The organism is Variovorax soli (genome assembly GCF_031454625.1).
In the GTDB taxonomy this organism is placed as follows: Bacteria; Pseudomonadota; Gammaproteobacteria; order Burkholderiales; family Burkholderiaceae_C; genus Variovorax; species Variovorax soli_A.
Map to the genome: position 1 here is coordinate 279998 of NZ_JAVDRF010000004.1, position 23615 is coordinate 303612.

Annotated in this window: 26 protein-coding genes; all 26 read left to right on the plus strand. The window is 70.0% G+C overall.

Features of this window, described 5'->3' with window-relative positions; genetic code table 11:
* Positions 1-80 precede the first annotated feature (80 nt).
* Positions 81-485, plus strand: coding sequence for a c-type cytochrome (locus J2739_RS11350; RefSeq protein ID WP_309901578.1), 405 nt, complete (start codon positions 81-83; stop codon positions 483-485).
* Positions 482-1372, plus strand: coding sequence for a substrate-binding domain-containing protein (locus J2739_RS11355; RefSeq protein ID WP_309901580.1), 891 nt, complete (start codon positions 482-484; stop codon positions 1370-1372). The genes J2739_RS11350 and J2739_RS11355 overlap by 4 nt, the downstream gene beginning before the upstream one ends.
* 12 nt (positions 1373-1384) lie before the next feature.
* A complete protein-coding gene (locus J2739_RS11360; RefSeq protein ID WP_309901582.1) occupies positions 1385-2068 on the plus strand; it encodes a hypothetical protein in 684 nt (227 codons plus the stop codon).
* 4 nt (positions 2069-2072) lie between these two features.
* Positions 2073-2456: a hypothetical protein gene (locus J2739_RS11365; protein WP_309901584.1), complete on the plus strand. Its 384-nt coding sequence runs from the start codon at positions 2073-2075 to the stop codon at positions 2454-2456.
* Positions 2457-2465: 9 nt separating this feature from the next.
* Entirely contained in the window at positions 2466-3461 is a 996-nt protein-coding gene (locus J2739_RS11370; protein ID WP_309901586.1) for a YncE family protein, read from the plus strand.
* A gap of 63 nt (positions 3462-3524) precedes the next feature.
* A complete protein-coding gene (locus J2739_RS11375) occupies positions 3525-4067 on the plus strand; it encodes an SRPBCC family protein (RefSeq protein ID WP_309901588.1) in 543 nt (180 codons plus the stop codon).
* A 19-nt stretch (positions 4068-4086) separates the two neighbouring features.
* Positions 4087-5106 (plus strand): AAA family ATPase, encoded by a 1020-nt coding sequence (locus J2739_RS11380; protein WP_309901590.1) that lies wholly within the window; start codon positions 4087-4089, stop codon positions 5104-5106.
* Positions 5107-5121: 15 nt separating this feature from the next.
* Positions 5122-5994 (plus strand): DUF58 domain-containing protein, encoded by an 873-nt coding sequence (locus J2739_RS11385; RefSeq protein ID WP_309901592.1) that lies wholly within the window; start codon positions 5122-5124, stop codon positions 5992-5994.
* A complete protein-coding gene (locus J2739_RS11390) occupies positions 5991-6902 on the plus strand; it encodes a calcium incorporation protein MxaA (RefSeq protein WP_309901594.1) in 912 nt (303 codons plus the stop codon). The genes J2739_RS11385 and J2739_RS11390 overlap by 4 nt, the downstream gene beginning before the upstream one ends.
* Positions 6902-7903 (plus strand): VWA domain-containing protein, encoded by a 1002-nt coding sequence (locus tag J2739_RS11395; protein WP_309901596.1) that lies wholly within the window; start codon positions 6902-6904, stop codon positions 7901-7903. Before J2739_RS11390 ends, J2739_RS11395 begins: the two co-directional genes overlap by 1 nt.
* A complete protein-coding gene (locus tag J2739_RS11400; RefSeq protein ID WP_309901598.1) occupies positions 7900-8451 on the plus strand; it encodes an MxaK protein in 552 nt (183 codons plus the stop codon). Before J2739_RS11395 ends, J2739_RS11400 begins: the two co-directional genes overlap by 4 nt.
* Positions 8448-9377 carry a vWA domain-containing protein gene (locus tag J2739_RS11405; RefSeq protein ID WP_309901600.1) on the plus strand — a complete coding sequence of 310 codons (930 nt, stop codon included), beginning with the start codon at positions 8448-8450 and terminating at the stop codon, positions 9375-9377. The genes J2739_RS11400 and J2739_RS11405 overlap by 4 nt, the downstream gene beginning before the upstream one ends.
* A gap of 372 nt (positions 9378-9749) precedes the next feature.
* Positions 9750-10682, plus strand: coding sequence for a cation diffusion facilitator family transporter (locus J2739_RS11410; RefSeq protein WP_309901602.1), 933 nt, complete (start codon positions 9750-9752; stop codon positions 10680-10682).
* Between the two features lie 3 nt (positions 10683-10685).
* Positions 10686-11354, plus strand: coding sequence for a cytochrome c3 family protein (locus tag J2739_RS11415; protein ID WP_309901604.1), 669 nt, complete (start codon positions 10686-10688; stop codon positions 11352-11354).
* 7 nt (positions 11355-11361) lie between these two features.
* Complete coding sequence (locus tag J2739_RS11420; RefSeq protein WP_309901607.1) at positions 11362-14205, plus strand: 4Fe-4S dicluster domain-containing protein; 2844 nt, start codon at positions 11362-11364, stop codon at positions 14203-14205.
* A gap of 85 nt (positions 14206-14290) precedes the next feature.
* Complete coding sequence (gene nrfD, locus J2739_RS11425) at positions 14291-15655, plus strand: NrfD/PsrC family molybdoenzyme membrane anchor subunit (protein WP_309901609.1); 1365 nt, start codon at positions 14291-14293, stop codon at positions 15653-15655.
* Complete coding sequence (locus tag J2739_RS11430; RefSeq protein ID WP_309901611.1) at positions 15652-16182, plus strand: DUF3341 domain-containing protein; 531 nt, start codon at positions 15652-15654, stop codon at positions 16180-16182. The genes nrfD and J2739_RS11430 overlap by 4 nt, the downstream gene beginning before the upstream one ends.
* Positions 16179-16814 (plus strand): c-type cytochrome, encoded by a 636-nt coding sequence (locus J2739_RS11435; RefSeq protein ID WP_309901612.1) that lies wholly within the window; start codon positions 16179-16181, stop codon positions 16812-16814. Before J2739_RS11430 ends, J2739_RS11435 begins: the two co-directional genes overlap by 4 nt.
* Complete coding sequence (locus tag J2739_RS11440; RefSeq protein ID WP_309901614.1) at positions 16811-17899, plus strand: hypothetical protein; 1089 nt, start codon at positions 16811-16813, stop codon at positions 17897-17899. Before J2739_RS11435 ends, J2739_RS11440 begins: the two co-directional genes overlap by 4 nt.
* Complete coding sequence (locus tag J2739_RS11445; RefSeq protein ID WP_309901616.1) at positions 17886-18236, plus strand: hypothetical protein; 351 nt, start codon at positions 17886-17888, stop codon at positions 18234-18236. Before J2739_RS11440 ends, J2739_RS11445 begins: the two co-directional genes overlap by 14 nt.
* Complete coding sequence (locus J2739_RS11450; protein WP_309901618.1) at positions 18233-19075, plus strand: SCO family protein; 843 nt, start codon at positions 18233-18235, stop codon at positions 19073-19075. The genes J2739_RS11445 and J2739_RS11450 overlap by 4 nt, the downstream gene beginning before the upstream one ends.
* On the plus strand, positions 19072-20040 hold the full coding sequence (gene coxB, locus J2739_RS11455; RefSeq protein WP_309901620.1) for a cytochrome c oxidase subunit II: 969 nt from the start codon (positions 19072-19074) through the stop codon (positions 20038-20040). The genes J2739_RS11450 and coxB overlap by 4 nt, the downstream gene beginning before the upstream one ends.
* A complete protein-coding gene (gene ctaD / locus J2739_RS11460; protein ID WP_309901623.1) occupies positions 20037-21632 on the plus strand; it encodes a cytochrome c oxidase subunit I in 1596 nt (531 codons plus the stop codon). The genes coxB and ctaD overlap by 4 nt, the downstream gene beginning before the upstream one ends.
* Positions 21629-22249: a cytochrome c oxidase subunit 3 gene (locus tag J2739_RS11465; RefSeq protein WP_309901625.1), complete on the plus strand. Its 621-nt coding sequence runs from the start codon at positions 21629-21631 to the stop codon at positions 22247-22249. Before ctaD ends, J2739_RS11465 begins: the two co-directional genes overlap by 4 nt.
* Entirely contained in the window at positions 22246-22593 is a 348-nt protein-coding gene (locus J2739_RS11470; RefSeq protein ID WP_309901627.1) for a cytochrome C oxidase subunit IV family protein, read from the plus strand. Before J2739_RS11465 ends, J2739_RS11470 begins: the two co-directional genes overlap by 4 nt.
* Entirely contained in the window at positions 22593-23603 is a 1011-nt protein-coding gene (locus J2739_RS11475) for an SDR family oxidoreductase (RefSeq protein WP_309901629.1), read from the plus strand. The genes J2739_RS11470 and J2739_RS11475 overlap by 1 nt, the downstream gene beginning before the upstream one ends.
* The last annotated feature ends 12 nt before the right edge of the window (positions 23604-23615 follow it).

A 23615-nucleotide genomic window follows, 5' to 3' on the forward strand; every position in this document is an offset into this window, starting at 1 on the left:
TCCGCACCGTGCGGCCGGGAGAGCACTCGTGAGAGGGCTCTCCCCTCTACTTTCCTCAAGTTATCGGAGACCCAGGAGCCATGAAATTTCGTCTGTCAACGTTGTTGCCTTCCTTCGTACTGATCGCCGGCGTGGCCTGCACCCTGGCTGCCGCTGCGACCGACCCCGCGCCCTACAAGGTGAAGGACGGCTACAAGGTCGATTCCGAAACCATGAAGGGATTCCGCGCCTGGCGCTCCGCGGCCTGCGATCGCTGCCACGGGCCCAACCAGGAAGGCCTGGTCGGCCCATCGCTGATCAACAGCCTCAAGACCATGAAGAAGGAAGATTTCATCAAGACCGTGCGCGACGGCCGGCTCGACAAGGGCATGCAGAGCTTCGGCAACAACCACGGCGTGATGGACAACATCGACCAGCTCTACGCCTATCTCAAGGGCCGGTCCGACGGCGCGATCACCCGCGCCCGCGTGGAAGAAGACAAATGATCCGGACGCGGCGTGCCGGCCAGGCCTTCGCCATCGGTGCCCGCCTGCGCGCGGGCGTCCTGGGTGCGGCATGCTGTTGCGCGCTGGTTCCCGCCATCGCCCAGGACACGCCGCCGCGCACGGCGCTGCGCGTGTGCCAGGACCCCAACAACATGCCCTTCTCGAACACCAAGGGAGAGGGCATCGAGAACCGGATCGCCGAGCTGTTCGGCAAGGCGCTGGGCCTGCCGGTCACCTACTACTCGTTTCCGCAGCGGCTGGCCTTCTTCCGCAACACGCTGCGCTTCAAGCTGCCGGGGCAGGACTATCCCTGCGACATCGTGATGGGCGTGCCCGTCGGGCTCGACGAGGTCTCGGTCACGAAGCCCTACTACCGCTCGACCTATGCCCTCGTCTTCCCCAAGGGCAAGGGCATGGACCAGGTCGCCTCGGGCGAGGATTTCCTCAAGCTCGACCCGGCCAAGCTGAAGTCGCTGCGCATCGGCATCTACGACCGCTCGCCGGCCTCGCAGTGGCTCAATCGGCATGGCCTGCTCGAACAAGGCGTGCCTTACAAGATCATGAGCGCCGATCCGGCGCAGTATCCGGGCGAGATCGTCGAGCACGACCTGGCCGAGGGCAAGCTCGACGCCGTCGTCGTCTGGGGCCCCATCGCCGGCTACTTTGCCCGGCGGGTCAAGACCCCGAGCCTGACCGTGGTGCCGCTGAAGTCCGAAAAGGGAATTCGCCTCGACTACCAGATGGCCATGGGCGTGCGCTACGGCGAACGCGAATGGAAGCAGCAGGTCGAGGGGCTGATCGAATCCAAGGCGGCCGAGATCCAGGCGATCCTCAAGGAGTACGGGGTCCCGGTGGTGGATGCATCGTTCGGGGCGCCGACCAACTGAGCGGGTGTTTTCATGCGCTTCGCCCTCACTGCTTCTCTCTGCGCCCTGCTGGCCACGGCCCCGGTCTCCTACGCCGAGGCCGACAAGCAGGACTACTCGACCGCGGAGCGCCTGCTGTTCATGACGCAGCAGCTGCAGAACCTGCAGCCGCCCACCCTGCTGCGCTACACCTTCGGCAAGACAGGCAGCCTGGAAGAGGCCTTCACCGACAACGTCACCGTGGCCCTGAGCGCCAAGGCCGACGGCGGCTGCTGCGATGCCAAGGGCTCGTTCCTGAGCGGAGCGCGCAAGCAGCCCGCGCCCGACGTGGCGTCAGCCGAAGGCAACCCCGTGATCCTCTATTTCCTCGAGCACGACGTGCGCGAGATGAAGCGCCTCACCGGGGGCGCCGAGAACCATTTCCGCAAGCGCTTGCGCATGGCGATCTACCAGAACGCCGAGGTCCGCGACGTGACGCTGAGCTACCAGGGGCACGCGGTGAAGGGCAAGGAGATCGTCTTCAGCCCCTTCCTGGACGACCCGAACCGACCGCGCTACGAGCGCTTCGCGAAGAAGAACTACAGCTTCCTCCTCTCGGCCGCCGTGCCGGGGGGCGTCTACGGCATCCGGACGCAGATCCCCGGCGAAGGCCTGGCCGCCAAGCCCGTGATGGTCGAGGAGCTCCTCATCGACGGCGCCAAGGCGCCGCCACGCTAACTTCATGACAAGAACCCTTCGCCTTCTCTGCCTGCTCGCCCTGCCGATGGCCGCACACGGTGCTGCCCGCCACGCTGCCGCGCCCGTGAACGACTTCCCCACCGTGGACCGCGTGCTCTACGTGCAGGAGTGCATGGCTGCGCATCCCGGCGCGAGCACCTTCGAGATGATCAACAAGTGCTCCTGCGCGCTCGACGCGCTCGCCAAGGAGATCAAGTACGAGGACTACGTGGAGATGAGCACCGCCAGCAAGGCGACCACCATCGGCGGCGAGCGCGGCGGCTACATCCGCGATTCGGAAAAGCTGCAGGCCGAGATCAAGCGCTACCGCGCGCTGCAGGCCAAGGTGAACAAGGGCTGCTTCATCGGCCCGGCCGACGCGCGCTGAACGGCGCCCATGCGCAGCGCCATGTGGGGCCCCTCGACACCCCTGCGCAGCGGATGCCTCGCCGCCCTGATGCTCTGCGCCCCGGCCTGGGCCGCGCCCTTCGCCTACATCACCAACCAGGGCAGCCATGACGTGTCGGTGATCGACCTGGCGTCGCAGCAGGTCGTGGCCACCGTTCCGGTCGGCCGCTCCCCGGCGGGCGTGGTGGCTTCCAGCCAGGCGGGCCGCGTCTTCGTATCCAACCCCGACAGCAGGACCATCTCGGTCATCGACATGCGGCAGCAGAAGGTGGTCGACACCCTGCCGGCGGGAGAGGGGCCTGTAGGCCTGGACGTCTCGAGCGACGGCCGCCACCTGTACGTCGCCGACTGGTACGCCGGTCAACTGCTGGTGTTCGACGCGCGCGGCACCGGCGCCGCCGCGCCGCTGGCGTCGATCCCCGTGGGCCGGGCGCCCGCCGGAGTGGCCGTGCACGACGACGGGACCACCGTGTTCGTGGCCGAGCGCGACGACGACAGCGTGGCGATCGTCGACACCGCGAAGCAGCGGGTGCTCGCGCGCGTGCGCGTCGGCAGCCATCCCTTCGCGCTGCTCTACGACGCAGCGCGCACGCGGCTGTATGCACTCAACGTGCAAAGCAACGACGTCTCCGTGATCGACATGCGCGACACGCGCCGGCCGGCGGTCATCGCCACCGTGAAGGTCGGCAAGGCGCCGTATGGCGCGGCGCTGGCGCTGGGCGGCGCGCTGCTGTACGTGACCAACCAGCACGACGAGAGCGTGAGCGTGGTCGACGCCGAGTCGCTGCGGGTGCTGCGCACCCTTCCCGGCTTCGCCTATCCCGAGGGCGTCGCCGCGCACGGCGACCGCGTCTACGTCGTGAACTGGATGGACGACAACGTGCAGGTGCTGGATGCCGAGAGCGGACGCAAGCGCCAGACCATTGCCACCGGCAAGAACAGCCGCGGCTTCGGCGCCTTCATCGGCGCGCCGATCGATCACTGAGCACCGCCGCAGCCGCCCCTTTTCCCTTCCCCCATTCCCCCGTCAATCCATTTCAGAACCTCCATGACCCATGCTCCCAGCCGAAGGGCCCTCACGATCCTCGCCGCGTCCCTGCTTCTCGCCGCATCGGCGCCCGCCCTGGCCCACGGCCCGACACGCCAGAAGGTGACGGAAAAAGTCGTCATCGAGGCGCCCGCCGAGACCGTCTGGGCCGTGGTCAAGAACTTCGATGCGCTGAAGGACTGGCATCCCGCCGTGGCCGAAAGTCCCGCCGACAAGGGCAACACCGAAGGCTCGGTGCGAACCCTCAAGCTCAAGGGCGGCGGCACGATGATCGAGGCGCTCGAAAACTACGACGGCGCGCAGAAGAAGTACAGCTACCGCGCCAAGGACGGCGGCGCGCTGCCGGTGACGAACTACACCTCCACCCTCTCCGTCGTCGCCGACGGCGGCAAGTCCGTGGTCGAGTGGCGCGGCGCCTTCTACCGCGGCTACCCGAACAACAACCCGCCGCCGGAGCAGAACGACGAAGCCGCGCTGAAGGCCATCACCGGCGTGTACCGCAGCGGGCTGGACAACCTGAAGAAGCTGATCGAGTCGAAATAGCAAGCCCGGGACCGGGACCATGAGCTCGCAGGAACAACTCGAAGACTGGCGCCAGCTCGCGCTTCGCGTCGAGACCGAAGTCGCGAAGGCCGTGATCGGGCAGACGCAGACCATCCGGCTCATCAACGTCGCGCTGTTCGCGCGTGGCCACGTGCTGCTCGAAGGCGACGTCGGCGTCGGCAAGACCACCGTGCTGCGCGCCTTCTCGCGCGCCATCGGCGGCGATTTCGAGCGCGTCGAGGGCACCGTCGACCTGATGCCGGGCGACCTGGTCTATCACACCTACGTCGATGCCCAGGGGCGACCGCGCATCGATCCGGGGCCGCTGCTGCGCCACGGCGAACGCCTGGTCACCTTTTTCTTCAACGAGATCAACCGGGCCCGGCCGCAGGTGCAGTCGCTGCTGCTGCGCGCCATGGCCGAGCGCACCGTCTCCGCCTTCGACCGCGAATACAGCTTTCCGCACATGACGGTGTTCGCCGATCGCAACAAGGTCGAGCGGGAGGAGACCTTCGAGCTGGCGTCGGCAGCGCGCGACCGCTTCATGTTCGAGCTGAACATGCCCAAGCCGGCCGACCCCGGCATCCGCCGGTCGCTGGTGTTCGACACCGCGTTCCACGACACCGAAGGCCTGATCGACAGGGTGGCATCGGGCATCCTGCCCTGGGACCGGCTCAACGCCATCGGCGCGCAGGTGCAGCGCACGGTGCGCGCCAGCCAGACCATCGAGCGCTACGTGCTCGAGCTGTGGGAAGCCACGGAGACGCCGCAGAAGTTCGGCATCCGGCTCGAGGGCGTGGACATGGAGCGGCTGATCCTCGCCGGCGCCAGTCCGCGCGGCATGAGCGCGCTGCTGCGCGCGGCGCGCACCGTGGCCTGGCTCGAAGGGCGCACGCACCTGGAGCCGGCCGACCTGGCCGCGGTGCTGACGCCGGTGCTCGGGCACCGCATCTTCTTCACGCCGGTCTACGAGCTGCGCCGGGCCGAGCTGTCGGAGGCGTTGGCGGCGCAGATCATGGACAAGATCGCCGTCCCCTGAACCGTCGAGCCGGCGATGGAGCGCATCGACGAATTCCACTACCAGCTGCCGCGCCGCTTCGGCGGCTGGCGCCCGGGTGCGCAGCGTGGCCTGAGCCAGGGCAGCGGGCAGGAGTTCGCCGCGCATCGGCGGCTGTTCGACCATCCGGACCCGCGGCGCCTCGACCTGCGCGCCAGCGTCCGCGATGCCCGCGGCGACTGGCTGGTGCGCGTGCATCGGCTGCGGGTGGCCATTCCCGTTCACCTGGTGGTGGATGTGTCGGCGTCGATGCATTTCGGCGAAGGCCGGCGCAAGCTCGACGTGGTGGCCGATCTGGCCGAGGCATTGGGCTACAGCGCCTTCCGCACCGGCGATGCGGTCGGCCTGCTGGCCTTCGACCAGCGCGAGCGCCAGGACCTGTTCGTGCCTGCGCGCCACAGCCGCGGCAACGGCGCGCTGATGGCGCGCCTGCTGCGAGACTGCCGGGCCGCGCCGGCCGCGATGTCGCCCGGCAGCGCGCTCGCCGGCCTGCGCCGCGCCACCGAGAACCTGGTCGGCCGCGGCGGCCTGGTCTTTCTCGCCTCCGATTTCCACTGGCCGATCGACGCGCTCGGCGAGCTGCTGGCGCAACTCGCGCCGGCCTGCGTCGTCCCGATGGTGGTCTGGGACCCGGCCGAAACCGAGCCGCCGCCGGCCCGCGCGCTGCTGGCGCTCAGCGATGCCGAGACGGGCGTCCGGCGCAGCCTGTGGATGCGCGAATCGCTGCGCACGCGATGGCGCGCGGCCGTCGCGGCACGGCGCGCCGAGCTCAAGGCCTTATTCGAAGCCCACGGCATGCCGCCCTTTCATTTGCACGGCCGCTTCGACGCCGAGGCCCTCACGCGGTATTTCATGGAGACGGCGGCATGAAGGCGCTTCGGGCGGTGACGCTGGCGCTGGCCTTCGGCGCGGTCGCGGATCTCGCGCCGGCCGCCGACGCGCCCGCGCCGGCTGCGGCCACCGCCACCGTGGCTGCCACGGTGGAGCAGCCGCGCAGCTTCGGCCACGTCCTGGGCGACGTCCTGGGCCAGCGCGTGCTGCTCGAAGCCGCGGGCCGGCCGCTCCAGCCCGGCACGCTCCCCGCCGCAGGACGGGTCGACCTCTGGCTGGAGCGCAGGCCGCCGCGCATCGAATCGGATGCGCGGGGGCGGCGCTGGCTGGTCATCGAGTACCAGATCATCAACGCGCCGCGCACGCTCAGCGCCATCGCACTGCCGGCCCTGAGCATCTCCACCGCCTCGGGTCCGACGCTCGCCCTGCCCGCCTGGCCGGTCAGCATCGCGGCACTCACGCCGCCCGAGGTCTTCGGCCAGGGCGATCTGCTGCCGCTGCGACCGGACCGGCCTGTCGCGGCGCTTCCGACCGATGCCATCGAGCGGCAACTCGGGCTGTCGCTCGCCGCCCTGCTGACCGTGCTGCTGACCTGGCTCGGCTGGTGGGCCTGGCGCAACGCGCTGGAAGCGCGGCGCCTTCCATTCGCGCAGGCCTGGCGCGAGCTCAAGCGCATCGACGACTCCGAGAGTGCGCAGGCCTGGCGGGTCGTGCACCGCGCATTGAACACGCGTGCCGGGCATGTGGTCCATGGCGCCAGCCTGCCCCGGCTCATGGCAGAGGCCCCCTACCTGCGGCCGCTCCAGTCGCGCCTCGAAGACTTCTACCGCGAATCCACCCGGCGCTTCTTCGCGGGCGACGGCGGCCGGTCGGAGGCAGGCTCGCCCTACCCGCTCAAGTCGCTGTGCCGGGCCCTGCGCGACGCGGAGAAAGCGCAGAGGCATTGATGCGCTTCGACTTCGCCCAGCCCTGGATGCTGCTGCTGCTGCCGATCGCGATGCTGCCGCTGCTGCGCCGGCGCAGCGATACGCTCGCCTTCCCGTCCCTGGCCTGGCTGCCCGCCGACCGTGTCGGGCGCGCGGTGGGTTTTCTCTGGCGCGCCTTCGCGGTCGGTGCCATGGCGCTGGCCGTGCTCGGCCTCGCCGGTCCCGGGCAGACCGGCGCCCAGGTGCAGCGCACCGGTCGGGGCGCCGAGGTGCTGATCCTGATGGACCGCAGCAGCAGCATGGATGCCACGGTGCACACCAACGGCCTGAAGATGGCAGGCCGCATGTCGCAGGAGCCCAAGGCCAAGGTCGTGCGCGACCTGTTGAGCGACTTCGTCGCGAAGCGGCCCGACAACCGCTTCGCCTTCATGACCTTCAGCACCGTGCCGATCGCCGTGGTGCCCTTCACGCAAAAGACGGACACGGTGCAGGCCGCGCTCGCCGCCAGCGCGATCGGCCGCGGCCTGCCCGAAACCCGCATGGGGCCGGCGCTGCTGGCCGCCATCGAGGAATTCGAGAACCGCAGCTACTCGGGAAGCCGCGTGATCCTGATCGTCTCGGACGGCGGCGCCCAGCTCGACGAAGCCACGCGCCGGCGCATCCAGGCGGGACTGGCGCGCGAGAAGATCGGGCTCTACTGGATCTACGTGCGCAGCGGCCCCAACTCGCCCAACCTCAACACCGACACGCCAAGCGCCTACGGCCTGGGCGAGGAACTGGCGTTGCATCGCTTCTTCAAGACGCTCGACACGCCCTACCGGCTGTACCAGGTGGACGACTCCAACGCGATGGCCGCCGCCATGGCCGAGATCGACCGCCAGCAGAACTTCCCGCTGATCCTCCACGAGCGCGTGCCGCGGCGCGACTACGGCGGCGCCTTCTACCTGGCGGCCCTGCTGTGCTGCGCCGGCCTGCTGGCGTGCCGGGCGCTGCAGCTCCAAAGCTGGCGCACGAGCCCATGAAGCGCCGCACCGTCCACCTGCTGTTCGGCCTGCTGAGCCTGTGCTGCGCGGGCACGGCACTGGAGCGGGGCTTGCGCCTGCAACAGACGGCGAGGCTCAACGCCGAGATCGCCCGCATCGCCGCCACGCCCGTGGGCGCCGATGCCGCGGCCCTGCCCCTGCGCTCCGCACGCGAGCTGCAGCTGGCGCAGGCCCTCGCGCTGTCGAAGGCCGGCAACCACGAGGCCGCGCTCAAGGGCTATGCCGGCCTGGTCCAGAAAGGCGAACGCGACCCCATCGCGCAGCAGGCGCTGTTCAACCTGGCCAACATGTACCTGCGGCAAGGCCTGGCGCAGGAGAGCGGCGCCGGTCCGTTCTTCGAACTGGGCAAGCAGCGCTTGCGCGAGCTGCTGCGCGCCGCGCCGCAGGACTGGGACGCGCGCTACAACCTCGAACGCGCCCTGCGCCTGGCGCCGGAAGAGCAGGAGGTCTTCAGCGCCGAGCAGCAGCAGTCGGTCGAGCAGCGCAAGGTGCGTGTGCCGGGCTTCGTCGCCGGAGACTTGCCGTGAACGCCGTCTGGCGGCGCATCGGCAACCGCGGAAGCTGGCCGCTGCTGGCGGCCCTGCTGCTGCTCGCGCTGGCGGCCTGGCCGCCGCGCGTGCAGTTGCAGCGGCCGGTGTTCGAATGGCAGGTCAGCTTCGACATCACGCAGAGCATGAATGTGGAGGACGTGGAGCTCGACCATGCGGCGGTCAGCCGGCTCACCCTGGCGCGCGCCGCGATGCGCGAGGTGCTGGCCGCCCTGCCCTGCGGTTCCAGGGTGGGCTGGAGCGTCTTCGCGGACTATCGCTCGCTGGTGATCCTCACGCCCATCGAGGTCTGCAGCCACTACGAAGAACTGCTCGCCTCGCTCGAACGCATCGATGCCCGCATGCGCTGGGCCAATGCCAGCAACATCGGCAAGGGCGTGACGTGGGCCGTTCGCGGCGCCAGGAGCATCGGCGGGCATACCGCCTTCGTCTTCATCAGCGACGGGCAGGAGGCGCCGCCGCTTCGTGAAAACGATTCGCCGCCGATGATGGACATCACGCCCGGCGAGGTGAAGGGCTGGGTCATCGGCGTCGGCGGCGATGTGCCGGTGCCGATTCCGAAGACCGACAGCAGCGGCGAGAGCGCGGGCTATTGGAAGCCGGAGGACGTGGTGCAGGGCTCCGCCATCGGCGGCACGCAAAACCACGAGCACCTGTCGGAGCTGCGCGAGGATCATCTGCAAACGCTGGCCAAGCTCGTCGGCGTGAACTACCTGCGGCTGGCCACGCCGGAGGCACTGAAGACCGCGATGCTGGACCGCCGCTTCGCGCTGAGCCGGAGGGCGGATGCGGACCTGCGCTGGATCCCGGCGCTGCTCGCCCTGCTGCTCCTGGCCTGGCGCTTCGCACCGGACCTTCGCCATGCGCGAGGCGCGCTCGGGCCGCGGGCGCTCAGCGCCGATTGAGCCTTTCGAAGCGGCGCGCTGCCTGCGGTCAGCCTCGTCAGCTCAGCCATGGATGCCATGGCCCTGGGCCCTTGGCATTTGTGCAAATCCATGTAACAACACGAGGATGAGCACACGGGACGCAGACCGCGGCTTAGCATTTGTGCAAAACACGAATTCTTGAGAGGTGTGCCGTGCATCCCCCATGGCCCTTCGACTCGCAACTCGCGCTCGCCCTCGCTTTGGCGAACCTCCGGTCCGCGGACCCCGGCGACCAAGCGCGCACCCGGCCCCACATCGCGGCAAACGGTTGGGGCGAGTGGCCGTGCCGGGCAGCGGACCGGCCGCTCGAACGCGCCACGCCGCTTGCGCTGCAGGCGGGCGGATAGCGCGATGGCCGAGCCGAAGATCGCCGTGTATGGCGCGATCGTCGCCAACGCCTCCATCGCCGCGACCAAGTTCATCGTGGCGGGTATCACCGGCAGTTCGGCGATGCTGTCCGAGGGAATCCATTCCGTCGTCGATACCGGCAACGGCGCGCTGCTGCTGGTGGGCCTGAAGCGCAGCGAACGTCCCGCCACGGCGGAGCATCCTTACGGCCACGGCAAGGAGCTGTATTTCTGGAGCCTGATCGTGGCCGTGCTGATCTTCGGCGTCGGCGGCGGCGTGTCGTTCTACGAAGGCATCCTCCACATGCGCAATCCGCAGCCGCTGGCGGAGCCGATGTGGAACTACATCGTCCTGGCCGCTGCGATGGTGTTCGAGGGCACCAGCTTTTTCATTGCCTGGCGGCAGTTCGGCAAGCAGCGCGGCGAGACGCCGTTGTGGCAGGCCCTGCGCCGCAGCAAGGACCCTTCCAGCTACACGGTGCTGGCCGAGGACTCCGCCGCGATCGCCGGGCTGATGGTCGCGGCGGCCGGCGTGTTCCTCAGCCACCGGCTGAAGATGCCGGTGCTCGACGGCGCCGCCTCGGCGGTGATCGGGCTCCTGCTGGCAGGTGTCGCGGTGCTGTTGATCCGCGAATCGCGCGGGTTGCTGGTGGGCGAGGGCGTGGCGCCGGAAACCGCGCAGGCGATCCGCGCGATGGTGCGCGAAGAGCCCGCAGTGCGCGAAGTCGGGCCCCTGCTGTCGATGTACGTCGGCGCAGAAGACGTGCTCGTGACCCTGGCCGCCTCCTTCGATCCGGCGACACCCGCAGGCGAAGTGGCCGCGGCGATCGCGAGGATCGAGGAGCGGGTGCGCGGCCGGTTTCCGAAGATCCGAAGGATCTACCTCGAAGCAGTGAATACGGCTGACACGCGGGCGGAGGCGGCGCATTGCCGGTAGCGCATGAGTCCGTCTCCGCAGACGCACGAACAGACCTTCAGCCGCCGGATGGAGCTGGCCGTGAAGCTGGTGATCGCGGGCCTGTTCCTCGTCTTTCCCGCGCTGGTGGGCTTCGCCGTCTGGCGCGAGAGTTCCTACCAGGCGCTGGGCTCGCCGGTCGCGCAGCCGATCCCGTTCAGCCACAAGCACCACGTGGGGGACGACGGCCTGGATTGCCGCTACTGCCACACCACCGTGGAGACCAGCCGCGATGCCGGGCTGCCGTCGACCCGCATCTGCCTCACCTGCCACTCCCAGCTCTACACGGACGCGAAGGTACTTGAACCGCTGCGCGAAAGCGCGCGGACCGGACAACCGATCGCCTGGCGCCGCGTGCACACCCTGCCCGACTTCGTCTACTTCGCGCACAGCGTGCACGTCGCCAAGGGCGTGGCCTGCATCGAATGCCACGGACAGGTGGACCAGATGCCGCTGACCTGGCGCGCGCAACCGCTGCAGATGCAATGGTGCGTGGCGTGCCACCGCAACCCGGCCCCGCACTTGCGCCCGCGCGAGCAGGTGTTCGAGATGCGCGCCAACAGCGTGAGCACGGAGGATGCCGCCGCCCTGGCGCGGCTGATGCAACTGGAGAGCCGGCGGCGCATGACCGATTGTTCAACCTGCCACCGGTGAGCACGAGATGAAGCACGACCACGGCGAGCCGCTCACCTTTCATCGCACCGCGCCCGGCGAGATCAACCGCAGAAGCGCGCTCGGCCTGATGGCGGCCTCGCTGGCGCTGGCCAACGGCGCCTGCACGCGCCAGCCGCGCGAGCGCATCTACCCCTGGGTCGACATGCCCGAAGCCCGTGGCGGCGGCTTGCCCGTCTACTACGCCAGCGCCTTCGTGCGCGACGGCTACGCACTCGGCGTGCGGGTCGGCACCGACGATGGCCGGCCGATCAAGATCGAGGGCAATCCGCTGCATCCCTCCAGCCTGGGCGCCACCGATGTGTTCGCGCAGGCCTCGGTGCTGCAGCTGTGGGACCCGGACCGATCCGCCGCCGTGATGCAGCGGCTGGGCGAGGCCTCCACGGCCGGCGCGTCCGGACACGGCGCCATCTCCAGTTGGGCTGCCTTCGAAAACGCCTGGCGCGAGCGCGCGCCGCAGCTGCAGGCGCGGCGCGGCGAAGGGCTGCGCATCCTCACCGGGCCGGTGACGTCACCGACGCTGCGGACGCAGCTCGCGGCACTGCTGCAGCGCTTCCCCGCGGCGCGCTGGCATCAGCACGCCCCGGTGCGCGACACCGCCGCACAAGCGGGCGCGATCGCCGCATTCGGCCGCACGGTGGAGCCGATCCTGCACCTGGACGCGGCGGCATGCGTGCTCGCGCTGGGCAGTGATCCCTTCAGCGACGGACCCGGCGCGGTGCGCCATGCCGCGGACTGGGCGCGCCGACGCGCCGCCACGCCGCCGAACGCTGCGCCGGCGCGCCTGTTCGCCGTCGAAGCAACGCCCGGCTTGTTCGGCGCGCGCGCCGATCGCAGGATCGCGTTGCCGCCCGCCGAGATCGACGCCCTGCTGTGGCGGGTTGCCGGTGCGGTCAGCGGCGGCGCGGCGCCCGCAGCAGGCGATGGCGTGGTCGCCCGGTTCGAAGCGGAGCTGGTGCGCGCGTTGAAGGCGAACGGGCCGGCCAGCCTCATCGTCCCCGGTGCCTGTCTCTCCTCGCAAAGCCATGCGCTGGTGCACGCGCTGCACCAGCAGCTCGGCGCCCCCGGCCGCACGCTGGCGCTGATCGCACCGCTCGCGTTCGCGCCCGAGGCCGGCACGCTGCCCGAACTGGTCGATGCGATGAATGCCGGTTCGGTCGACACCCTGTTCATCCTGGACGCGAACCCCGTCCACGAATCTCCCGGCATCCTCGACTTCGCGAAGGCGCTGGCCAAGGTGCGCTTCAGTGTCCACAGCGGCTTGTACCGCGACGAGACCGCTCGCACCTGCGCCTGGCATCTGCCGCTGTCGCACGTCTACGAGCAGTGGAGCGACGCGTTGGCGCACGACGGCAGTGCCACCTTGATCCAGCCGGCGATCGCGCCCCTGTACGACAGCCGTTCATTGCACGAGCTGGTCGCGCTGCTCGCGGCCGAAGATGTGCGCGATGGCCATGCATGGGTGCAGCGGCAATGGCGGGAGCAGGGCGGCGCGGACTTCGCCGAGTTCTGGCGCTCCGCCTTGCAACGCGGCGTGATCGCCGGCAGCGCGCCGCAGGCCCTGTCGATGGGCGCCGCGCACCCGCCGGCCGCGGCGCTGGTGCCGGCGGCGACCCCCGGGGCGCTCGCGGCGGTGTTCGCGCCCGATCCGTCGGTGCACGACGGCCGCTTCGCCAACAACGGCTGGCTGCAGGAGTTGCCGCGTCCCTTCACCAAGCTGACCTGGGACAACGCCCTGCTGCTCGGACCCGAGACCGCAAGGCGCCTTGGCCTCACGACCGGCGACGTCGTGCGCGCCACGCTGGCGCAGCAGCAGGTGGATGCGCCGGTCTGGGTGCTGGCTGCCCATGCCGAGGGCGCGGTGACGCTGCCGCTGGGGTATGGGCGGCGCGAAGCGGGGCGCGTGGGAAGCGGCGTGGGCTTCGACGCATTCCGCCTCCAGCCCCTGGATGGGGTGACGGCTCCCGTGCAACTCCGGCCGCTCGGCCGCAAGCACGACTTCGCCGTGACCCAGCATGCGATGGCGCAGCATGGACGGGCGCTCGCGCGCGTGCTCGCACCCGGCGCCCGCATCCCGGAAGCGGGGCTGGAACCTCCATCGCTGTACCCGCGGTTCCCGTCCCCCGGACACGCCTGGGGCATGGCCATCGACCTGGACGCCTGCATCGGCTGCAACGCGTGCACGATCGCCTGCCAGGCGGAGAACAACATCCCGGTCGTGGGCAAGGCCGAGGTGGCCCACGGGCGCGAAATGCATTGGATTCGGGTCGACCGCTACGAAATGCCCGAGGTGGACGGCAGCATCTTCCAGCCGGTGCCGTGCATGCACTGCGAGAAGGCGCCCTGCGAGCTGGTGTGCCCCGTCGGCGCGACGATGCACGACGCCGAGGGACTGAACGTGCAGGTCTACAACCGCTGCATCGGCACGCGCTTTTGCTCCAACAACTGCCCGTACAAGGTGCGCCGCTTCAACTTCCTGCAGTACAGCGACCGGGAGACCGAGTCGCTGAAGGGCCAGCGCAATCCCAGCGTCACCGTGCGCGAGCGCGGGGTCATGGAGAAATGCAGCTACTGCCTGCAGCGCGTGGCGCGGGCGCGGCAGCACGCGCAGAGCACGGGTGTGCCGCTGGCCGACGGCGACGTGGTGACGGCCTGCCAGGCGGTCTGCCCCACCGGCGCCATCCACTTCGGCGACCTGAACGATCCGGCCAGTGCGGTCGCCCGCGTCAAGCAATCGCCACGCCACTACGCCCTGCTCGGCGAGCTGGACACGCAGCCGCGGACCACCTACCTGGCGCGCGTCGCGGCTTCCGACAAGCCCTCTTCGCGTTGACAAGGAGATCACCATGCCCCTGGACGCCCCCGACAGGAATGCCCCGACAGCGATCGCGAAGCGGCGGTGAGTCCGCGAGCACGCGATGAGCACGCCTCCCGTTTCGCGCGACATCGGCGTGCTGCATGCCGGGTGGGGCTACGCCAGCATCAGCGACAAGATCGCCGACCTGGTGCTCACGCGCCCGGTGCGCTGGCCGTGGCTGCTCGCGTTCTTCGGCACCCTGGCCGGCACGGTGGTTTTCGTGGGGGCGATGGCCTACCTTTTCACCACCGGCGTCGGCCTCTGGGGCATCAACATCCCGGTGGCCTGGGGCTTCGCCATCGCCAACTGCGTCTGGTGGATCGGCATCGGCCATGCGGGCACTTTCATCTCTGCCGTGCTGCTCCTGCTGCGCCAGCGCTGGCGCACATCCATCAACCGCTTTGCCGAGGCGATGACGCTCTTCGCCGCGGCGATGGCCGGCCTGTTCCCCATCCTCCACCTGGGCAGGCCCTGGTTCTTCTACTGGATCGCGCCCTACCCCGACCGCATGAACCTCTGGCCGCAATGGCGCAGCCCGCTGGTGTGGGACTTCTTCGCGATCGCGACCTACCTGATCGTCTCGTTCCTGTTCTGGTACATGGGGCTGATCCCGGACCTGGCCACGCTGCGCGACCGCGCGCACAGCCGCTTCAAGCAGCTCGCGTTCGGCCTGCTGGCGCTGGGCTGGCGCGGCGAGGCACGGCACTGGGCGAGGCACGAATCGGCTTACCTGCTGCTCGCGGGACTGGCGACGCCGCTCGTGGTGTCGGTGCACTCGGTGGTATCGCTGGACTTCGCGATCGGCAACACGCCGGGCTATCACTCGACCATCTTCCCGCCCTACTTCGTCGCAGGCGCGCTGTTCTCCGGCTTCGCGATGGTGCTCACGCTGGCGATCCCGCTGCGCCGCGCCTTCGGCCTGCACGATTTCATCACCAGCGTTCACCTGGACCACGCGGCCAAGGTGCTGCTGGCCACCGGTGCGCTGGTGGCCTACGGCTACGCGTGCGAGACCTTCATGGCCTTCTACAGCGGCGACGAGTTCGAGATCGCCATGACGCTCGACCGGTGGACCGGTTCTTACGCGCCGGTGTACTGGTCGATGATGTTCTGCAACGTGGTGGTGCCGCAAATCCTGTGGTGGCGCCGGGCCAGGCGCAACGCGCTGCTGCTGTTCGGCCTCAGCCTCGTCATCAACCTGGGCATGTGGATGGAGCGGGTGATGATCGTCGTGCAAAGCCTGCACCACGACTTCCTGCCTTCGTCCTGGGGCCTTTTCGTTCCGACGCTGTGGGACTGGATCTTCCTGCTCGGCTCGATCAGCACCTTCGCATGGCTGTTCCTGGTCTTCATCCGGCTGCTGCCGGCGATCTCGATTTCGGAGATGCGCCTGCTGGTGCGCGAGAGCGCGAAGGAGCCCGCATGACGGCCGTCTGGGGCCTGATGGCCGAATTCGCGACCGCCGACGAACTGTTGGCCGCGGCGCTGCGGGTGCGGGCGATCGGCTACCAGCATGCCGAGGCGTATTCGCCATTCCCCGTCGAAGGCCTGGCCGAGGCCCTCGGCTTCGAGCGCAGCCGTGTTCCGTTCATCACCTTCCTGGGCGCGGTCCTGGGCGGCGCGGGCGGCTTCTTCATGCAGTGGTACTCGGCCGTGGTCGACTACCCGCTCAACATCGGCGGGCGGCCCCTGAACAGCTGGCCGATGTTCGTGCCGGTGACCTTCGAACTGGCCGTTCTGGGCGGCGCGCTGGCCGCCGTGGCGGCCATGCTGGTCGGCAGCGGCCTGCCTCGGCTGCGGCACCCGGTGTTCGGCGCGCGCGACTTCGACCTGGCGACGCGCAACCGCTTCTTCCTGTGCCTGCGCAGCGACGATCCGGCCTTCGACGCGGAGCAGGCAGCGGCGCTCCTGGACAGCATGAAACCGATCCGCCGCATGGAGGTCCCGCTGTGAGGCTGCGCACGGCCGCACTCGCTGCCTTGCTGCTGTGCGGCGTGTCCGGCTGCGAGCGCGTGATGCGCGGGATGTACGAGCAGCCGCGCTACGACCCCGGCGAGCGCAGTGCGCTCTTTCCCGACGGCCGAGCGACGCGCCCGCCACCGCCGGGCAGCGTGGCCAATGCCATCGGCGATCTGGCCGCGACCAGCAGCGGCAGGCGCGGCCAGGCGGAAGTGGCCGAGCGCGAAGCGGCCAGCGCCGCGGGCGCGCCGCCGCCCCTCACGCGCGCACTGCTGCGGCGCGGCCAGGAGCGCTACGGCATCTATTGCCTGCCCTGCCACAGCCCCGTGGGCGATGGCGACGGGCCCATCGTTCGCCGCGGCTTTCCGCGCCCGCCCTCGTACCATGAGCAGCGCCTGCGCGAGGCCCCGGATCGCCACTTCTTCGACGTCATCACGCAGGGACGCGGCATCATGTATTCGTACGCCGACCGCGTGACGCCCGAGGACCGCTGGGCCATCGTCGCCTACATCCGCGCCTTGCAACTGAGCCAGCACGCGCCGATCGCGGCGCTGCCGCCGGCGTTGCAAGAGAAGCTTGCCGCGATGCCACCCGAGCCACCGGCGGCCAGGGAGCCGGGGCGATGAACCGCGGCAGCCTCGCAGGCCTGGTCCTGCTCGTCGTGTCGTTGGCCGGGTGGTGGGTCGATGCACGCGTGCTGCTCGCGAGCTGGCTGGCGGCGTGGTGGTGGTCGCTGGGCCTGGCCCTGGGCTGCTTCGTCAACGTCTGGATGCACCGGCTCACCGGCGGCGCTTGGGGCGAGTCGCTGCGGCCGGTGGCCGTGCTGCTGGGGCGGCGCATGCCCTGGCTGCTGCTGGCGCTGGTGCCGGTGCTCGCCGGCATGAAGCTGCTTTATCCCTGGGCCGGCGAACCGCAGGGAGCCTGGCTCGAGCCGTTCTCGCGGCCGGCCTTCGTACGCGCCTGGCTGTCCACGCCTTTCTTCCTCGCGCGCGTGGCGTCGTACGCGCTCGCGTGGTGGTGGCTCACGCGACCGGCCTCGCTCGAGCGCAAGGGCCGCGCAGCCGCTTCCCTCGCGCTGTATGCCGTCGTGACTTCGCTGGCCGCGGTGGACCTGCTGATGTCGCTGCTGCCCGGCTGGTACAGCACCGCCTTCGGGCTGATCGCGCTGGCCGTGCAGGCATCGGGCGGCGCGGCGCTGGCCGTCCTGCTCGTTGCCGCATGCGTGCCGCGGCGCCTCGAGGCGCATGCCGAGCGCCGTCCCCCGCTGTCGCGCGACCTGGGCAATCTGCTGCTGATGTGGAGCATGACCTGGGCCTACCTGGCGTTCATGCAATTCCTCATCATCTGGGCCGAAAACCTGCCGCGCGAGATCGCCTGGTATGTGCCGCGGCTGCAGACCGGATGGGTATACGTCGCGATCGCCCTGGTGCTGCTGCAATGGTTCGTGCCCTTCCTGGCGCTGCTGTTTCGCGCGGTGAAGGACCGGCCGGCGCGACTGGCACCGGTGGCCGCGCTGCTGGCGGCCGCTTCGGCACTGGACGTCGCGTGGACCGTGCTGCCCTCCGTGGCGCCGCACAGCCTGCATGGCTGGTGGCTGTTGCCGATCACCTTCGGCGGCATGGGCCTGCTGTGGTTCGGCGGCTTGCCCGCGCAACTGCGCAAGGGCGATGGCGGTCCGGCTTTCAGGGAGCTGCGGCATGCCGGCGCATGACGTCCACGCGCGCGGCATCGCGTGGAGCGGCGCCGCCATCGCACTGGGAGTGGTGCTCGCCGTCGGTGCCGTGTTCCTTCTGCTGCGCCTGTGGAACACGCCGCCGGGCGCCGACCGCGCACGCCCGGGTGACCCGCTCGCCGTTCCGCCACCCGCGCTGCAAAGCGCGCCCCAGCCGGACCTGGCGCAGTACCGCGCGCAGAAGCAGCAGATCCTCGAATCCAGCGGCTGGGTCGATCGGGAACGCGGCATCGCGCGCATCCCGATCGCCACTGCCATGGACATCCTGGTGCGTTCCCGCGCCGCCGCCACCAGCCCGGCGCAGGAGCGGCCATGAAGCGACGCCTGGCGCTCGTCGCAGCCGCGGCCCTCTCGGTCGCCTGCCACCTGCAGGCGCAGCCGCTGGCGACACCCGTGCCGCCGCCCGCATCGATCACGCAGCAGCTGGACGCCGCCCTGTCCATGGACACGGCGCTGGTCGACAGCAGCGGGCGCTCCGTGCGGCTGGGCGACTACTTCAACGACGGCCGCGCCGTCCTGCTGGTGCCGGGCTATTACCGCTGCCCGCAGCTGTGCGGGCTGGTGATGCAAGGCCTGCTGCAAGCGCTGCACGAAGCCAAGGTGCCCCGGCGCACGCTGCGCATCCTGCGCGTGAGCATCGACCCCGAGGACACGCCGGCCACGGCCATGGCGCGGCGCGAGCTCGACCTGGCGTACGCGGACTTCCTGCTCGGCGCACAGCCGGCCGATGCGGCGCTCGAACTGGAGGCACTGATCGCGCCCGCCGCCGACAGTGCCCGGCTGGCGCGGCAGGCCGGCTTCGCCTACTCGCCGCTCGCGCCCGCGAGCGGGGACAGCAAGGCAGAACTGCGCCCGCGCTATGCACACCCGGCCGCCGTGCTGGTGGCGACGCCGCAAGGCCGGGTCTCGCGCTATTTCATGGGCATCGACTTCGATCCGCCCGAGCTGCGCCTGGCGATTGCCGAGGCGGCCGGCGGGCGCATCGGCGGTCTGAGCGACCGGGTCGCGCTGCTGTGCGCGCACTTCGATCCGCAGTGGGGACGGCACTCGGGCGCCATCATGAACGGTCTGCGTGCGATGGGCATCCTGCTGGCAGCCGCGCTGGCCGCCTGGTGCTGGCGGCGGCGCGGCACGGCCACGGAGGGGCCGCGATGAACGGCGACACCGACGCACGCTTGAGCGCCAACTTCCGGCTGCTCGCCGAAAGCGCCTCCACGGTGGCGCAGGACGCCGATCTGCTGTTCACCGCCATGCTGATCCTGTGCGGCGTGGTGGCGCTCGGGGTCTGCATCGCGGTGGTGTTCTTCGCCGTTCGCTACCGCCAGGGCGCCCGCGTGGCCCGAGGCAACGTCGAGCGCCATCTCGGGCTGGAGCTGGGCTGGACCCTGGTCCCCCTTGCCTTGTTCATCGTGCTGTTCGCCTGGGGGGCGCACGGCTTCGTGCGGCTCTATCGCGTCCCGCCCGATGCGCTGCCCGTGTACGTGGTTGCCAAGCAGTGGATGTGGAAGCTGCAGCATCGCAACGGCAAGCGCGAGATCAACGAACTGCACGTGCCCCTGGGCCAGCCGGTGCACTTGCTCATGACCTCGCAGGACGCGATCCACAGCTTCTACGTTCCGGCGTTCCGCCTGAAGCAGGACCTGGTGCCGGGCCGCTACACCGGCCTGTGGTTCACGGCCACCCAGCTCGGCGAGTTCCGCCTGTTCTGCGCCGAGTACTGCGGCACCGAGCATTCGCAGATGCTGGGCCGCGTCGTCGTGATGAACCCCGGCGAGTACGCCCGCTGGCTGGGCAGCGGCAACGAGCAGCCCAGCCTCGCGCAATACGGTTTCGCGCGCTTTCGCCAGCTGGGCTGCAGCGGCTGCCATGCGGCCGGCTCCACGGTCCATGCGCCCGCGCTGGAGGGCCTGATCGGTCGCACGGTGCACCTGCAGGACGGCCGCAGCCTGGTGGCCGACGAGAACTACGTGCGCGACGCCATCCTGCTGCCGAAGAAGGACGTGGTCGCCGGTTTCGAGCCCGTGATGCCTTCCTTCGCCGGCCAGGTGAGCGAGGAAGACATCCAGGCCCTGATCGCGTACCTGCGCTCCACGGCGCAGCCGGCGGGAGCGCCGCGATGAGCTACCTCGAAGACGGCATGACCCTGCGCTCGTGGCTCACGACGACGGACCACAAGCGCATCGCGATCCTCTACGCCATCTCGATCACCGCGTTCTTCTTCGTCGGGGGCGCGGCGGCCACGCTGATCCGGCTGGAGCTCGCGACGCCGGTGGGCGACCTGGTGTCGCACGAGACCTACAACAAGCTGTTCACCGCGCACGGCGTGATCATGGTGTGGCTGTTCCTGATCCCCTCGATCCCGTCGGTGCTCGGCAACTTCCTGATCCCGCTGATGATCGGCGCGCGCGACCTCGCGTTCCCGCGGCTGAACCTTCTCAGCTGGTACCTGTACATGGCGGGCGGGCTGATCATCCTCGCCGCCCTCGCGCTGGGCGGCGTGGACACCGGCTGGACCTTCTACACACCGTACGCCAGCATGTTCTCCAACAGCTGGGTGGCAGTCACGCTGGTGGGCGTGTTCGTCACGGGCTTCTCGTCCATCCTCACCGGCCTGAACTTCATCGTCACCATCCACATGCTGCGCACGCCCGGCATGGGCTGGTTCAAGCTGCCGCTGTTCGTGTGGGCGCATTACGCCACCAGCGTGATCCTGGTGCTGGCGACCCCGGTGCTGGCGATCACGGCCTTGCTGGTGACGGCGGAGCGGCTGTTCCAGATCGGCGTCTTCGATCCCGCGCACGGCGGCGACCCGCTCCTGTTCCAGCACCTGTTCTGGTTCTACTCGCATCCGGCCGTGTACATCATGATCCTGCCGGCCATGGGCGTGGTGAGCGAGATCGTGCCGTGCTTCGCCCGCAAGCGAATCTTCGGCTACCGCTTCATGGCCTACGCGATCCTGGGCATCGCCAGCATCGGCTTCCTGGTGTGGGGCCACCACATGTTCGTCGCCGGCCAGTCGCTGGCGGCGAGCATGGTGTTCTCCCTGCTCAGCTTCGTGGTGGCGATCCCCTCGGCGATCAAGGTGTTCAACTGGACCGCCACCCTCTACAAGGGCTCGATCCGGTTCGACGCGCCCATGCTCTACGCCCTGGGCTTCATCGGGCTCTTCACCATCGGCGGGCTCACCGGCCTGTTCCTCGCATCGCTCTCGCTCGACGTGCACCTCAGCGACACCTACTTCGTCGTCTCGCATTTTCACTACATCATGGTGGGCGGCTCGGTCATGGCGTACTTCGGCGCGCTGCATTTCTGGTGGCCCAAGGTGACCGGGCGCATGTACTCCGATATCTGGGCGCGCATCGCCGCGGTGCTGATCTTCCTCGGCTTCAACTTCACCTTCTTCCCGCAGTACATCCTGGGCGTGCAGGGAATGCCGCGGCGCTACCACGCCTATCCGGCGGAGTTCCAGGTGCTGCACCTGATGTCCTCGGCGGGCGCCGTGGTGCTGGCACTGGGTTACCTGCTGCCCCTGTTCTATTTCGCCTGGTCGCTGCGCGCCGGACGTGCCGCCGCCGACAACCCCTTCGATGCCACGGGGCTCGAATGGCAGACCGCTTCGCCGCCGCCGACGCACAACTTCGACAGTCCGCCCTCGGTGCCGGGGCAGGTGTACGACTACGACCCCGGGCGCCCCGTGAGGGCCGCGCCATGAATCGCGCCGTCGCAGGGCCCACGCCTTCGCCCGAGCTCGGGCAACTGGGCATGTGGATCTTCCTCGGCACCGAGCTGCTGTTCTTCGGTGGGCTGCTGGTCGCCTACCTGTTCGGCCGCGTGCACTGGCCGCAAGGCTTCGGCGCGGCCAGCCGCCACACCGACGTGGTGCTCGGCACGATCAACACGGGCGTGCTGCTGACCAGCAGCGCGGTGGTCGCGTTCGGCCTCGCCTGCACCGAGCACCTCGCGCACCGTCGCTGGACGGGGCGGCTGCTGTGGCTCACCGCCGCACTCGGGATGGTGTTCCTCGCGATCAAGGGCATCGAGTACCGCAAGGAGTGGCACGAGCACCTGTTCCCGGGCCCCGCGTTCGCGCTGGCCGATGTCGGCGGCGCCGAACTGTTCTTCTGGCTGTACTTCGTCATGACGGGCCTGCACGCGCTGCATCTCGTGATCGGCATCTCCGGCGTGGCCGCGCTCGCCTGGGGCGCCGGCCGCGGCCGGCCCTGGGCCGCCGCGCGGCACGTCGAGGCGATGGCGCTGTACTGGCACTTTGTCGACGTCGTGTGGATCTTCCTCTATCCCTTGATCTACCTCGTGGAGCGGCACTCATGAACGACACCGCATTCGAACGCCATTCCCGCCAGCTGCTGTTCGCCTGGGTCGCGCTGCTCGCGCTGATGCTGGCGAGCCTGGCCAGCGCCTACGTCCCGCTCGGCCCCGGCAATGCCTTCGCGAGCCTGGGCATCGCCATCCTCAAATCGGCCATCGTCGTGGGGCTGTTCATGCGGCTGGCGCGCGCCCCGACGATCGTGCGCATCGCCGCGGCCACGTCGCTCGCGACCTGGCTGCTGTTGATCGCCCTGAGCGGCGTCGACGAGGCGACGCGGCCCCACGCGCCGGCGGCGGTGCAGCCCGCGCGGCAGACGCCGGCGGCCAGTGGCGCGGAGGCGCGGTGATGGCGCCGCGGCAAGAACGCGAACGGCGCGTCGCCGTCGTCACCGGCGCCTCGGCGGGCATCGGGCGCGCCATTGCCAGGGCCTTTGCGCAGCAGGGCTGGTGCGTGGCGCTGCTCGCGCGCGGCGAGGACGGGCTGGAAGGCGCGCGCGAAGACGTCGAGCGCCTGGGCGCGGAGGCGCTGGCGATCCCCACCGATGTCGCCGACCAGGCCCAGGTCGAAGCCGCCGCGGCGCAGGTGGAGGCGCAGTGGGGTGCCATCGACGTGTGGGTCAACAACGCCATGGCAACGATCTTCTCCGACCTCCTCGCCATCACGCCGGAGGACTTCCGGCGCGCCACCGAGGTCACCTATCTGGGGGCGGTGTGGGGCACCATGTCGGCGCTCAAGCGCATGAAGGCGCGCAACGCCGGCGTGATCGTGCAGGTCGGGTCGGCGCTGGCCTACCGCTCCATTCCGCTGCAGGCGCCCTACTGCGGCGCAAAGGCAGCCCTGCGCGGCTTCACCGACTCGCTGCGTTGCGAGCTGGCGCACGACGCGAGCCGCGTGCGCGTGACCATGGTGCACCTGTCGGCCTTCAACACCCCGCAGTTCGAATGGGGCCGCACCACGCTGCCCCGGCGGCCGCGCCCGATGGGCACGATCTTCCAGCCGGAGATCGCGGCGCGCGCCGTGGTGTGGGCGGCCACGCATCGCCGGCGCGAGCTGTGGGTGGGGTGGCCCGCCGTGCAGGCCATCCTGGGCACGCGTGTGGTGCCGGGCCTGCTGGATCGCGTGCTGGGCGCGTCCGCCGTCGACGGGCAGCAGACCGACGAGCCGCTGCCGCGCGAGCGGCCCGACAACCTGTGGAAGCCCGTGGCCGGCGATCACGGCGCGCACGGACGCTTCGACGACGAGGCGCGCACGTCGAGCGCGCAGTTCTGGCTCGACACGCACCGCGGGGCCCTCGCGGCGGGTGCGCTCGCGCTGCTGTTCGCCGCATCCCGGGCCTTCGCCCGGCGCAGGGAGTGAGCGCGCTGCCGT

What these genes read in the sequence shown, in the direction of transcription:
- J2739_RS11350 (WP_309901578.1), top strand. Translation starts at nt 81, where the DNA reads ATGAAATTTCGTCTGTCAACGTTGTTGCCTTCCTTCGTACTGATCGCC.
- J2739_RS11355 (WP_309901580.1), top strand. Translation starts at nt 482, where the DNA reads ATGATCCGGACGCGGCGTGCCGGCCAGGCCTTCGCCATCGGTGCCCGC.
- J2739_RS11360 (WP_309901582.1), top strand. Translation starts at nt 1,385, where the DNA reads ATGCGCTTCGCCCTCACTGCTTCTCTCTGCGCCCTGCTGGCCACGGCC.
- J2739_RS11365 (WP_309901584.1), top strand. Translation starts at nt 2,073, where the DNA reads ATGACAAGAACCCTTCGCCTTCTCTGCCTGCTCGCCCTGCCGATGGCC.
- J2739_RS11370 (WP_309901586.1), top strand. Translation starts at nt 2,466, where the DNA reads ATGCGCAGCGCCATGTGGGGCCCCTCGACACCCCTGCGCAGCGGATGC.
- J2739_RS11375 (WP_309901588.1), top strand. Translation starts at nt 3,525, where the DNA reads ATGACCCATGCTCCCAGCCGAAGGGCCCTCACGATCCTCGCCGCGTCC.
- J2739_RS11380 (WP_309901590.1), top strand. Translation starts at nt 4,087, where the DNA reads ATGAGCTCGCAGGAACAACTCGAAGACTGGCGCCAGCTCGCGCTTCGC.
- J2739_RS11385 (WP_309901592.1), top strand. Translation starts at nt 5,122, where the DNA reads ATGGAGCGCATCGACGAATTCCACTACCAGCTGCCGCGCCGCTTCGGC.
- J2739_RS11390 (WP_309901594.1), top strand. Translation starts at nt 5,991, where the DNA reads ATGAAGGCGCTTCGGGCGGTGACGCTGGCGCTGGCCTTCGGCGCGGTC.
- J2739_RS11395 (WP_309901596.1), top strand. Translation starts at nt 6,902, where the DNA reads ATGCGCTTCGACTTCGCCCAGCCCTGGATGCTGCTGCTGCTGCCGATC.
- J2739_RS11400 (WP_309901598.1), top strand. Translation starts at nt 7,900, where the DNA reads ATGAAGCGCCGCACCGTCCACCTGCTGTTCGGCCTGCTGAGCCTGTGC.
- J2739_RS11410 (WP_309901602.1), top strand. Translation starts at nt 9,750, where the DNA reads ATGGCCGAGCCGAAGATCGCCGTGTATGGCGCGATCGTCGCCAACGCC.
- J2739_RS11415 (WP_309901604.1), top strand. Translation starts at nt 10,686, where the DNA reads ATGAGTCCGTCTCCGCAGACGCACGAACAGACCTTCAGCCGCCGGATG.
- J2739_RS11420 (WP_309901607.1), top strand. Translation starts at nt 11,362, where the DNA reads ATGAAGCACGACCACGGCGAGCCGCTCACCTTTCATCGCACCGCGCCC.
- nrfD (WP_309901609.1), top strand. Translation starts at nt 14,291, where the DNA reads ATGAGCACGCCTCCCGTTTCGCGCGACATCGGCGTGCTGCATGCCGGG.
- J2739_RS11430 (WP_309901611.1), top strand. Translation starts at nt 15,652, where the DNA reads ATGACGGCCGTCTGGGGCCTGATGGCCGAATTCGCGACCGCCGACGAA.
- J2739_RS11440 (WP_309901614.1), top strand. Translation starts at nt 16,811, where the DNA reads ATGAACCGCGGCAGCCTCGCAGGCCTGGTCCTGCTCGTCGTGTCGTTG.
- J2739_RS11445 (WP_309901616.1), top strand. Translation starts at nt 17,886, where the DNA reads ATGCCGGCGCATGACGTCCACGCGCGCGGCATCGCGTGGAGCGGCGCC.
- J2739_RS11450 (WP_309901618.1), top strand. Translation starts at nt 18,233, where the DNA reads ATGAAGCGACGCCTGGCGCTCGTCGCAGCCGCGGCCCTCTCGGTCGCC.
- coxB (WP_309901620.1), top strand. Translation starts at nt 19,072, where the DNA reads ATGAACGGCGACACCGACGCACGCTTGAGCGCCAACTTCCGGCTGCTC.
- ctaD (WP_309901623.1), top strand. Translation starts at nt 20,037, where the DNA reads ATGAGCTACCTCGAAGACGGCATGACCCTGCGCTCGTGGCTCACGACG.
- J2739_RS11465 (WP_309901625.1), top strand. Translation starts at nt 21,629, where the DNA reads ATGAATCGCGCCGTCGCAGGGCCCACGCCTTCGCCCGAGCTCGGGCAA.
- J2739_RS11470 (WP_309901627.1), top strand. Translation starts at nt 22,246, where the DNA reads ATGAACGACACCGCATTCGAACGCCATTCCCGCCAGCTGCTGTTCGCC.
- J2739_RS11475 (WP_309901629.1), top strand. Translation starts at nt 22,593, where the DNA reads ATGGCGCCGCGGCAAGAACGCGAACGGCGCGTCGCCGTCGTCACCGGC.